The organism is Stenotrophomonas sp. NPDC077420, assembly GCF_044543385.1.
GTDB lineage: Bacteria > Pseudomonadota > Gammaproteobacteria > Xanthomonadales > Xanthomonadaceae > Stenotrophomonas.
Window position 1 is genome coordinate 108,935 of record NZ_JBITVZ010000004.1, and the last position, 11,164, is coordinate 120,098.

The following is an 11,164-nucleotide window of genomic DNA, read 5'->3' on the forward strand; positions in this document are numbered from 1 at the left end:
CAGCGCCCCGGTCGCGGGATGCCCTGCACGCCCGATGCGCGGGTGGCCGCTACACTGCATCCGCTCCCACCCAAGGTCGCCAATGCGCGCGCTCTACCCGCCCCTCGCGCCGCTGCGCGAACACAAGATCGACGTCGATGACCTGCACACCCTGCACGTGGAAGAGTGCGGGGTGCCGGACGGCATTCCGGTCGTTTTCCTGCACGGTGGCCCCGGCGCGGGAACCTCCCCCACCCACCGACGCTTTTTCGACCCCCACCGCTACCGCATCGTCCTGATCGACCAGCGTGGCAGTGGGCGCTCCACGCCGTTTGGCGAGCTGCGCGACAACACCACCGCGCATCTGGTGTCGGACATCGAGATCGTGCGTAGCCGGCTCGGAATCGAACGCTGGCTGGTATTCGGCGGCTCGTGGGGCTCCACGCTCGCCCTGGCCTATGCACAGGCGCACCCGGATCGTGCCACGGGATTGATCCTGCGCGGGGTCTACCTGGGCCGCGCCGAAGAGAACCGGTGGTTCAATGAAGCCGACGGCGGCGCCCGCTGGGTGTTCCCGGAACGCTGGGCGCGCTATGCCGCGCACGTGCCGGAGGCCGAGCACGGCAACCTGATCGAGGCCTATTGGAGAAGGCTGGACAATGCGGACCTGGCGACCCGCATCGCGGCCGCACAGGCCTGGCTGGGGTGGGAAGATTTCGCCGCCACGCTGGTACATGAGGTCGACGGCGTGTCTCTCGCCGATCCGCTGGAGACCTTGGCCAAGGCGCGGATCGAAGCGCATTACTTCCGCCACCACGCCTTCCTGGCACCGGCACAGCTGCTGCGCGACATCGACCGCATCCGCCACCTGCCCGGGGTGATCGTGCAGGGGCGTTACGACATCATCTGTCCGCCGCGCAGTGCGTGGGACCTGTCACAGGCCTGGCCAGAGGCCCGGCTGGAGATGGTGCTGTCCGGCCACAGCGCGACCGAACCGGCCACGGTGGACGCGCTGGTGCGCGCCACCGATGCGTTCGCCGATCAGGCGGCCTGGTAGCTCGGGTAATCGATATACCCCTTCGCGCCGCCGCCGTAGAACGTGGCGCGGTCCGGCGTGTTCAACGGCCAGCCGTTCTGCAGACGGGCGACCAGGTCCGGATTGGCGATGAACGGCGTGCCGAAGGCCGCCAGATCGATCAGGCCGGCGTCGATCAGCTGTTGGGCGCGTGCGCGGTCCAGGCCGCCGGCCAGGATCAGCGCCGTGTTCGGCAGGTTGCCGCGCATGGTGCGCAGCAGCCCCTGGAACCCGCTCCCGGCGCCACCGTCGACGACCACCTCGCCGACCTTGAAGCCGGACTGGTCCATCAGGTGCACGAACGCCAGGCCGCGCTTGCCGATCTCGCTGCTCAGCGCGGCATAGGTGCTGTCGATCTCGTCGTGCAGCGGCATGTCGAACAGCTGACCGTACGGGGACAGCCGGATGCCGGTGCGTGCGGCGCCGATCCGGGCCACCACCGCGTCGATCACCTCCAGGGTGAAGCGCAGGCGATTGGCCATGCTGTCGGCCGAGTATGCGTCGGTTCGGTCATTGACCCGCGGATTGAGGAACTGCTCGTGCAGGTACCCGTTCGCACCGTGGATCTCCACGCCATCGAAGCCGGCGTCGATGGCATTGGCGGCGGCCTGGGCAAACTCGCCGACGATGCGGGCGATCTCATCGGTAGCCAGCTGGCGTGGTGCCGGCGGCGCGACCAGCGCGGGGTTGCCGGCGTCGTCCAGGCCGAACGCCTGCGCGCCCACCGCCTGCTTCGAGCTGGCGCTCACCGGCAGCCTGCCGTCGGCCTGGATGGTCGGGTGCGAAACCCGGCCCACGTGCCACAACTGCGCGACGATGCGGCCACCGACGGCATGCACCGAGTTGGTCACCAGGCGCCAGCCTTCGCTCTGTTCGGGGCGGAAAATGCCGGGGTTGAACAGATACCCCTGTCCTTCCTGCGAGATCGGCGTGCCCTCGCTGACGATCAGGCCGGCCGTGGCGCGCTGGGCGTAATAGAGCGCGATGCGCTCGTCGGCAATGTCGTTGGGCGCGCGGGCGCGGGTCAGCGGCGCCATCACCACACGGTTGCGGAGCGGCGTGCCGGCGAGATCGAACGGGGTGAACAAGGACGTCATTGCGGTGTTCCTGGGGAGGGGCCCGCCAGTGCGGGCAGGTGTGCATGCTAGGCAGATGCCGATAAAGCTACAATCCGGCCAACGGGCAAATCACAATTGCTCAAATGGCATTTATGGAGCACTCCTCATGCAGCTCAAGGCCCTGCGCTACTTCCTGATGGTGGCCAGCACCAGCAGCTTCCTGGCTACCGCCCGGCATTTCCGGGTGCCGGCCTCCTCGGTGTCGCGCTTCATCGCCGCGCTGGAAAAAGACCTGGGCCGCCAGCTGTTCTACCGCAGCACCCGCGCGGTGCGGCTGACCGAGGATGGCGAGCGCTTCCACCAGCAGGTGCGGGAGGCGATCGAGCTGCTGGATGCGGCCGTGGACGACCTGGGGCGCGATGACGGTGGGTTGAGTGGCCGGCTGCGGATCAACGCGCCGGAAGCCTTCGGGCGGCTGCACGTGGCCCCACTGATCAACGCGCTGCAGGCCGGGCACCCGGCGCTGGATGTGGAACTGCAGCTCACCGATGCGTACATCGACCCGGTGCAGGAAGGCGTGGATATCACGGTAAGGATCGGGCCACAGGTGGATTCGGGATTGATCGGCAGGACCGTCGCTGCCCAGCAGCAGATCGTGGCCGCCAGCCCGGCCTACCTCGCCGCGCACGGCACGCCGTGGGTGCCCGCCGACCTGCTGGACCACCGTTGCCTGCTCTACAAGGGCCAGTTCGGCACCCAGCGCTGGTACTTCCGCGAGGACGCATCGCAGGCATTCGAAGGCATCAACGTCAGCGGGCCGTTGTGCAGCAACAACGCCGAAGTGCTGCTCGCTGCCGCGCTCGACGGGCACGGTGTGGTGCTGTTTCCCAGCTGGCTGTACCGCCGCGAAAGCTTTGCGGAGCAGCACCTGGTGCCGCTGCTCGGGGCATGGGAAGGCTCGGTCGCGACCGAGACCTCCTACATCCAGCTGCTGTCACCGGAGAACAAGCTGCGGTCGCGCAAGGTGCGCGAGGTGACGGCGTTCCTGCTGGAGGGATTCGGCACCCCACCCACCTGGGACCTGTAGGGACACGCCATGCGTGTCCGCGCGCTGCCGGATCGCGCGATGCAGGTCCTCGCTGACACGCATGGCGTGTCCCTACGCTGCGGGAAATACTGTGGTTCGGCGCACCCGTTGCTGCCACGCTTGAGGCGTGGATACGAGCTCCGCCTGCCGCTGCGCTCTTGTGTACGCCGCTGTCCTGGCGGTGTGCCTGCTGCTGTGCGGCTGCGCCACCCTGCCCCGCACCCCGGTGCCTGCCGACCAGATCGCCTGGGCCGTGGTGCCGGGCATGCCGGACGTGCGCGCGTGGGCCGGCCGGCCGAACCGCGACATGGAGGAGGATTTCGAGCAGTCCATCCGCGACGAGCGCCCGGACCAGTTTCCTGTCGCCGCCGACGGCCGCATCCACTACCCGCACCTGGCGCTGTCCGGCGGCGGCGCCAACGGTGCCTTCGGTGCGGGCTTCCTCAACGGCTGGACCGCTACCGGCAGCCGGCCGACGTTCAAGATCGTCACCGGGGTGTCGACCGGCGCCCTGATGGCGCCCTACGCGTTCCTGGGCGCAGACCATGACGACGCGCTGCGGCGCTTCTACACCACCACCTCCAACGCCGATGTGTTCGCTGCCGGTAATCCGCTGATGGCGCTGCTGCGCCGCGATGCACTGGCGAATACCGCACCCCTGGAGGCACTGATCGCACGCGCCATCGATGCGCCGCTGCTGGCCAGGATCGCCGCCGAGCACCGCGCCGGGCGTCGTCTCTACATGGGAACGGCCGACCTGGATTCGCGCCAGTTCGTGGTCTGGAACATGGGCCTGATCGCCACGCGCGGATCGCCCGAGGCGCTGGCGCTGTTCCGACGGGTGATGCTGGCGTCGGCCTCGATCCCGATCGCCTTTCCGCCGGTGCTGATCGAGGTCGACGTGCTGGGCAAGCGCTACGACGAAATGCATGTGGACGGGTTCGTCGCCGCCAACATCTTCCTGCACGCCGGCATCATCGATCCGCAGCGCCTCTACAACCGGCTGTCGCGCGCACCCGCCACCTACGACACCTTCCTGATCCACAACGGACAGCTGGCCGCGGCCTCGGACCCCGCCGAGCGTTCGCTGCGGGGCATCGCCTTCCGTTCCATCGACGTCGCCGGTCGCGCCGGGATGATCGGCGACCTGTTCCGCGAGTACGCCTACGCCCGCCGCGACCGCGCGCGCTTTGCCTGGGTCACCATCGATTCCCGACTTGCGCTGGCCGACGCCGCCAGTTTCGATCCCGCGCGCATGACCGTGCTTTACCAGGTCGGCTACGACCGGGCCCGCGAAGGCCCGGTGTGGCTGTCGCGCCCGCCCGGCATGTCGCCCGCCGACGAACCCTGAAACCGTGCGTATGGATCACGCCGGCGGGAACACCGCCTTGGCGTCGCGCACGAACAGAGCGCGCAGCTTGTCCCAGAAGTCGCCGCCCAGGATGAACAGACTGACGATCAGCAGCAGGTCGCCGCTCATCGCCATCAGGTGCGGGTGCTGCATGCGCAGCGACCCAGATTCCGGCACGACGTACGGGCCTATCGAGCTGAGCACGATGACCGCGATGAACAGGATCAGTCCGATCCGGTAACGCAGCGGACTGACCGAGGTCGGCGGCGCGAACCGACGCAGACGCGAACCGATCAGCGACTTCAGATAGGCGAAGCCGGGCTTGCCCATGATCGCCACCGCCAGTACCAGGAACAGCTTGGGGAAACCGAGCAGCAGCACGCCGTTGAGCGTGGTCTTCAGGCCTTCGGACAGCGACGAGGCCTCGACCACCGGCATCAGGCCCAGGCCGAGAATCCAGCCGACGACCCAGACCGCGACGCCCAGCACAAGCCGCTTCTTCTGTCGCGGATCGTTGGCCGCGGGATTCAATTCGGGTGCGTCTGCGGAACGAAGCGTGGTCATGGCAGGTCTCCTGGCACTCAGGGCGCGTGGGTTGAAGGCGAAGGTAACGCCGCCGGGCGTGCGGCGACGGTGGCAAGGCGCTGCCAGAGCAGGTGCATCATGCCGAGCGCAAATGCGCCGGCCAGCGCGAACTGGGTCAGCCGGGTCAGCCACACCATCACCGACGCCGGGCCGGTGGCGAGCGCGGTGCCGAAGATGATCAACGCCGCGTTGCAGGCGACCAGCGCCACCGCACCGACCGCACCGCCGGCCGCGATGCGCTGGGCGAAGCCGATCGAAATCAGGAACAGCAGCAGCGCCAGGAACGGCAGTGTCGGCGTGGTCAGCAGCGCCAGGTACATGCACCAGCCGAGCAGGCCACCGGCAAGATTTCCCAGGATCAAGGCGAGCGCGTGACGCGCGCTCTGCGCTGGGTCGAAATTGATTACCAGCATCACCGTAGTCACGATCACCGGCAACGCATCAACCAGACCGAACAGCAGGTACACCAGCAGGATCGGCAGCATGACCCCCGTGGCGAGCAGCGCGAGGCGCCATGGGGTCGCGCCCGGTGGCGCGTGTGCAGGCGTGGCGCGCGGTGGTGGCAGCGCAGGCCATGCCGCCCAGGTCACCAGGATCAGCCCCAGCGCCAGTGCCATGCCGCGGACCAGGGCCCACGGCAACGCGGCCGCCTGCGCCGGTGCGGTCAGCACCACCACCGGTATCACCGCCAGGCAGATCAGCAGCAGCATGGCCGGCAGCTTGGGACGCTCCAGCAGCAGGGCATGGAACCCCAGCAACATGCCCAGCGCGGCGAACCCGAACAGCACCACCGGCACCCCGCGCAGCAACGACGCCAGCAGGTACGGCAACCACGCAACGACCGTCGTCACCGCTACCAGCCCAACCGCCATGCGCAGCGTCGGGCGTACCGGCAGGCTCGCCAGCAGTACCGCTGCCAGCACGGCGGCGAGGAAGCTGGGCCACCAGCCCAGCACCTCACCCATCACGAATGCCGCGGTCACCGCGACCGCGAAGCGCAGCACCGCATGGGTGGCTGCGCGCTGCACGCCCGGGACCGGCGCGTTCATTGCAGGTAGCTCAGCTGTGCGACCACCCAGATCCATGCCCGGGCCAACGGATTGAGCAGCGAGCGGTCCGCGGTCAGCACCACCACGCTGGCCTGCGCGCCACTGCGCCCCGGCGACAACGCGGCTGCATTGCCGGCCGCACCCTCCAGCGCGATGCGGACCGGGAAGCGCTGCGGTTCGCGCAGCCAGCCGGTCGGCGCGTCGACCGTGGGCAACTGGCCGGTCGGGGACTCCCCGCCGTTGGCGATGCCCCAGCCGACGCTGTCCACGCGCGCGGCGAACACATCGCCGGGCTGGTCGTCAAAGGTGACGTACGCGCGGGCACCGGGACGGATGCGACCCAGCTGGTTCTCGCGCATCGCAGCGGTCACCCAGCGTGGACCGTCGGCCATGAAACCGAGTACCGGCTGGCCGCGGCTGACGAATTGCCCCGGGGCCAGCCGCAGGTTGGTGATCGCGCCGGCACCGGGGGCCACCACGGCGGTGCGGCGGAGTTCGAGCGTGGCCTGCTCCACCGCCGTCATCGCCTGCAGCACCTGCGGATGCCCACCCGCGCCATCGCCCAGCCGGATCCGCGCACGTTCGGCCTCGGCGCGGGCACGCTCGATTTCGGCACGGGTACGGGCGATGTCGCTGCGCGCACGAATCGCCGAGGTCTCCGACAAGGCGCGTTTCGCCGACAGGTCCAGCACGATCTTCCCCAACTGCTGGCTGGTGGCAAGCTCCACCTGCTGCCGCTGCAGCTGCGCGGCAGCCACCCGCACGTCGGCCGCGCTCGAATCCACGCTCTGCTGCGCCACGGCCAGGCTGGCCTGCGCCGCGCGCAGCGCGATGTCGAAGGGCCGTGGGTCAATCCGGAACAGCGGCTGCCCGGCCTTCACCGGCTGGTTGTCACGTACGTCCACGGCGACCACTGGGCCGCTTACTTCAGGCGCGATCTGGACAAGGAAGGTCTGCACTGTCGCCTGCGAGGTGTACGGGGTGAAGCGGTCTGCGATGAGGTGGTACGCAAACACCAGCAACAGGGCCGCCAGCGTGAGGCGCACGAGCCGGCGCACGGGTGCCGGCTGTGGAGGGGCCGTTGCCTCGGGGAGCGCGGCGGCTGCGGTCTGCATCGGCGGCTCCTGGGGCGGCGGTGGGGTCATTGCGCGGCCTCGGTGGCCCAATCGCCCCCCAGCGCCTGGTACAACGCGACCAGAGCCCGATAGCGGTTGCCCCGTGCGCTGCTCAACGCCAGTTCGGCCGAGAACAGGCCACGTTCGGTATCCAGCACTTCCAGGTGGTCAGAGTAACCGTTGTCGTAACGTTCCACCGCCAGGCCGACCGCACGCCGCAGCGCTGCCACGCGCCGCTCCAGCGACGCCACCAGCGTGGTGTTCGACTGGATGGCCACCAGGGCGTCATCCACGTCACGGAACGCATCCTGGATCGCACCCTGGTAGGCCAGCAAGGCCTGCTGGTTGCGTGCCTCGGCCTGCTGGTTGGCGGCGGCGATGCTGCCGCCCGCGAAAAGGGGCCCCAGCAGCTGCCCGGCAAACGACCACGTCCGCGCCGGCCCGGTAAACAGCCGGTCCAGCTCAGTGCTGACCGAGCCGGCGTCCCCGCTCAACGACAGGCGCGGAAAGTAGAGCGTGCGGGCTGCACCGATGCGCGCATTGGCCGCCACAAGCGCCTGTTCGGACTGCAGGATGTCCGGACGCCGCGCCAGCAGCTCGGAGGGAAGCCCGGGCGGAACGGACGGTGCATGCAGCGCCTGCAGCGTGCCCGCACGTTCGATGGCGCCCGGGTTGCGGCCGACCAGCACCGACAGCGCGTGTTCCTGCGTCGCCAGTGCCTGCTCCAGCTCTGGAATGGCCGCTGCCGCGCTTTCGTATTCCGCGGTCACCTGCAGCATTTCCAGTTCCGACAACGCCCCGCCATCCAGGCGCTGCTGGAACACCACGACGTTCTGGCCGCGTCCGGCCAGCGTCGCGCGCGCGATCTCCAACTGGCGGTCGAGGTCCAGCAACGTGATGTAGCCGGTCACCACCGCCGCCACCAAGGTCAACGCGACGCCGCGACGCGCCGACTCGGTGGCCATCAGCTCGGCACGCGCGGCCTCGCGCTCGCGGCGAAGGCGCCCCCAGAGATCGAGCTCCCAACTGGCCGACAGCACGCCTGCGTAGTTGCCAGCGCTGCCCGCGCCCGGCATGCGCTGTCGTCCGGCAGCCGCGCCATAGCCGAGCACCGGAAGCGCCTCGGCACGGACCGCAGCGGCGCGCGCGGCGAATTCTTCCACCCGCGCCGTGGCAATGCCCAGATCGTGGTTGGCGCGCAAGGCTTCCTCGACCAGCACGTCCAGCCGCGCATCACCAAAGCTGCGCCACCAGCCGGGTACCACGGCCAAGGTCGAGGCCGGAAGCGCCGGCTTCTGCGCCGAAGCGAACCGATAGTGCGACGGTACCTGGACCGCAGGTCGCACGTAGTCCGGGCCAGGCACGCAGGCGGCGAGCAGCAGCGCGGGCAGCAAACCTGCGCCCGGGAGGCAACGTCGCGCACACCGCAGGCACTGCATTGCGCCACCCTGGCATTGGGAAGTCGGTTGACTGAACGCAGGGCGCACCGCCAGGCGCCCGCCCCCGCTCATTCCCATCATGCGCGTGGCGGGCCGGGCCCGCCCTCAGTATTTCTACCGGCAAGGCCGCCCGGTCAATGCGTGCTGCCGCCGCGGCTGGCCAGCAACGCGATGGCGCGGTCCGGAAGGTGCCAATGCCCCTGCTCGTCAGCCTGCACCGGGGCGTCGTCGACCGAGGTGATCAGCAACCGCCACGGCGTGTTGTCCAGCAACGGGGGGGCGAACGACTGCGGCTCCGCGGCGGCATTGACCAGCAGCATCAGCTGGATGCCCTCCACGCCATTGCCCTCGCCGTCGCCCGGAACGGCCGGCAGCTGCAGCATCAGCGCACGCTGCTGCGGTGCGTGCCAGTCGCCTTCCTCCATCGGCTGTCCATCCGGGCGGATCCAGTGCGCGGCGTCGGTGCCGTGCGCGTCACGGGCATCGAGGAAACGGCTGCGGCGCAGCTGGGGATAGCGCCGACGCAGTGCCAGCAGGCGACGCACGAACTGCGACTGCTGCTGGCCTTCCTCGCTCGCTGCCCGTTCCCAATCGATCCAGTTGATCGGGTTGTCCTGGCAGTACGCGTTGTTGTTGCCGTTCTGGGTGCGGCCGAATTCGTCGCCGGCCAGCAGCATCGGCGTGCCCTGCGCCAGCAGCAGGCTGGCCAGCAGGTTGCGCATCTGGCGGCGGCGCAGCGACAGGATGCCGGGGTCGTCAGTGGGGCCTTCGGCGCCGTGGTTCCAGGAGATGTTGTGGTCGCTGCCGTCGCGGCCGTCCTCGCCGTTGTCGATGTTGTGCTTGTCGTTGTAACTCACCAGGTCGTGCAGGGTGAACCCGTCGTGAGCGGTCACGAAATTGACCGACGCGGCCGGGCGGCGGCCATTGTGGTCGAACAGGTCGGCCGAGCCCATCAGCCGCGTGGCGAACTCCGACAGCTGGCCTTCGTCGCCCTTCCAGAACGCGCGCAGGTTGTCACGGAACCGGTCGTTCCACTCGGCCCAGCCCGGCGCGAAATTGCCCAGCTGGTAGCCTCCCGGACCGATGTCCCATGGCTCGGCGATCAGCTTCACCTGGTTCAGCACCGGGTCCTGGCGCACCGCGTCGAGGAAGCTGCCGGAGGGGTCGAAGCCGGCGCGCTCGCGGCCGAGAATGGTGGCCAGGTCAAAGCGGAAGCCATCCACGTGCATGTCCTGCACCCAGTAGCGCAGCGAGTCCATCACCATGCGCAGCGCGCCGGCGTTGGTCAGGTCGAAGGTGTTGCCGGTGCCGGTGTCGTTGATGTAATAGCGGCGGTCATCGGCCAACCGGTAGTAGCTGGCATTGTCGATGCCCTTGAATGACAGGGTCGGCCCCAGCTCGTTGCCTTCGGCGGTGTGGTTGTAGACCACGTCCAGGATGAGTTCCAGGCCCGCGTCGTGCAGGCTGGCCACCATCTGCTTGAACTCGGCGATGGTGCTGGTGGACAGGAACGCCGGGTCGGGTGCGAAGAAGCCCAGGGTGTTGTAGCCCCAGTAGTTCTTCAGGCCCCGCTCCACCAGGTACTGGTCATCCACGTGCGCGTGCACCGGCAGCAGCTCCAGCGCGGTGACGCCCAGGTGCCGCAGGTGGTCGGTGATCGCGTCCGAGCGCAGCGCGGAGAAGGTGCCGCGTGATGCTTCCGGTACCGCCGGGTGCTGCATCGACAGACCGCGCAGGTGCGCTTCGTAGATCACCGTGCGGTCCCACGGCACCGCCGGGCTGCGGTCCGCGCCCCAGGTGAAGGCCGGGTCGACCACCACGCAGCGCGGCATGTGCGCGGCACTGTCGCGGCGGTCGAAGCTGAGGTCCTTGTCCTTGTGTCCGATGGTGTAACCGAACAGGTGCGGTGCCCATTTGATCTGCCCGACCAGCTGCTTGGCGTACGGGTCCAGGACCAGCTTGTTCGGGTTGAAGCGATGCCCGGCCTCGGGCGCATACGGGCCATGCACCCGGTAGCCGTAGCGCTGGCCCGGGCGCGCGTCGGGCAGGTAGCCATGCCAGATTTCGTCGGTGTATTCGGGCAGGCGGATCCGTTCGATCTCCCGCCCGCGTTCGTTGAACAGGCACAGTTCCACCTGGGTGGCATGCCGGCTGTACAGGGAGAAGTTGACCCCCAATCCGTCCCACGTGGCGCCCAATGGATACGGGCGACCGGCCTTCACCCGCGACTGCACGCCGCCGCCGGCGCGGCTCATCGCTGCACCTGCTGGTCGTACTGCGCCGCTTCCAGTTCCGCTGCTACCAACCGTTCGGCCATCTGCCAATGGCGCGCCGAATGGCCATCCGGGCGACCCTCGGCTTCCCAGATCTGCCGGGCCAGTTCGCGCGTGCGCGCCGTCTTCTGTTCGTCGTCCATTGTCGTGCTC

10 protein-coding genes are annotated in these 11,164 nt (G+C 69.0%); 3 read left to right on the forward strand and 7 right to left on the reverse strand.

Translation table 11 applies throughout. From position 1 onward, the window contains the following. Positions 1-82: 82 nt before the first annotated feature. On the forward strand, positions 83-1,036 hold the full coding sequence (gene pip, locus ACIGII_RS05455) for a prolyl aminopeptidase (RefSeq protein ID WP_399634557.1): 954 nt from the start codon (positions 83-85) through the stop codon (positions 1,034-1,036). On the opposite strand, the gene ACIGII_RS05460 is transcribed toward pip, so the two are convergent. After that, a complete protein-coding gene (locus ACIGII_RS05460) occupies positions 1,021-2,151 on the reverse strand; it encodes an alkene reductase (RefSeq protein ID WP_399634555.1) in 1,131 nt (376 codons plus the stop codon). The genes pip and ACIGII_RS05460 overlap by 16 nt on opposite strands. A gap of 127 nt (positions 2,152-2,278) precedes the next feature. Between ACIGII_RS05460 and ACIGII_RS05465 the strand changes: the two genes are divergently transcribed. Both ACIGII_RS05465 and ACIGII_RS05470 read left to right on the forward strand, forming a co-directional pair. Continuing rightward, positions 2,279-3,199 carry a LysR family transcriptional regulator gene (locus tag ACIGII_RS05465; RefSeq protein ID WP_399634553.1) on the forward strand — a complete coding sequence of 307 codons (921 nt, stop codon included), beginning with the start codon at positions 2,279-2,281 and terminating at the stop codon, positions 3,197-3,199. A 160-nt stretch (positions 3,200-3,359) separates the two neighbouring features. Next, on the forward strand, positions 3,360-4,550 hold the full coding sequence (locus ACIGII_RS05470; RefSeq protein WP_399634551.1) for a patatin-like phospholipase family protein: 1,191 nt from the start codon (positions 3,360-3,362) through the stop codon (positions 4,548-4,550). Positions 4,551-4,565: 15 nt separating this feature from the next. Here the strand turns inward: ACIGII_RS05470 and ACIGII_RS05475 are convergent, their stop codons facing one another. The 6 genes from ACIGII_RS05475 to ACIGII_RS05500 all read right to left on the reverse strand — a co-directional run bounded on the left by ACIGII_RS05475 (position 4,566) and on the right by ACIGII_RS05500 (position 11,154). After that, positions 4,566-5,114 carry a hypothetical protein gene (locus tag ACIGII_RS05475; protein WP_399634550.1) on the reverse strand — a complete coding sequence of 183 codons (549 nt, stop codon included), beginning with the start codon at positions 5,112-5,114 and terminating at the stop codon, positions 4,566-4,568. Between the two features lie 17 nt (positions 5,115-5,131). Beyond that, positions 5,132-6,184 (reverse strand): DUF2955 domain-containing protein, encoded by a 1,053-nt coding sequence (locus ACIGII_RS05480; protein WP_399634548.1) that lies wholly within the window; start codon positions 6,182-6,184, stop codon positions 5,132-5,134. Next, positions 6,181-7,299 (reverse strand): HlyD family secretion protein, encoded by a 1,119-nt coding sequence (locus tag ACIGII_RS05485; RefSeq protein ID WP_399634546.1) that lies wholly within the window; start codon positions 7,297-7,299, stop codon positions 6,181-6,183. The genes ACIGII_RS05480 and ACIGII_RS05485 overlap by 4 nt, the downstream gene beginning before the upstream one ends. Positions 7,300-7,325: 26 nt before the next feature. Beyond that, positions 7,326-8,693 carry an efflux transporter outer membrane subunit gene (locus ACIGII_RS05490; protein WP_399634545.1) on the reverse strand — a complete coding sequence of 456 codons (1,368 nt, stop codon included), beginning with the start codon at positions 8,691-8,693 and terminating at the stop codon, positions 7,326-7,328. 179 nt (positions 8,694-8,872) lie between these two features. Further along, positions 8,873-10,993, reverse strand: coding sequence for a glycogen debranching protein GlgX (glgX, locus tag ACIGII_RS05495; RefSeq protein ID WP_399634544.1), 2,121 nt, complete (start codon positions 10,991-10,993; stop codon positions 8,873-8,875). Further along, the gene (locus ACIGII_RS05500) at positions 10,990-11,154 is read right to left on the reverse strand and encodes a DUF2934 domain-containing protein (protein WP_399634542.1); all 165 of its coding nucleotides are present in this window, start codon (positions 11,152-11,154) and stop codon (positions 10,990-10,992) included. The genes glgX and ACIGII_RS05500 overlap by 4 nt, the downstream gene beginning before the upstream one ends. Positions 11,155-11,164 lie beyond the last annotated feature (10 nt).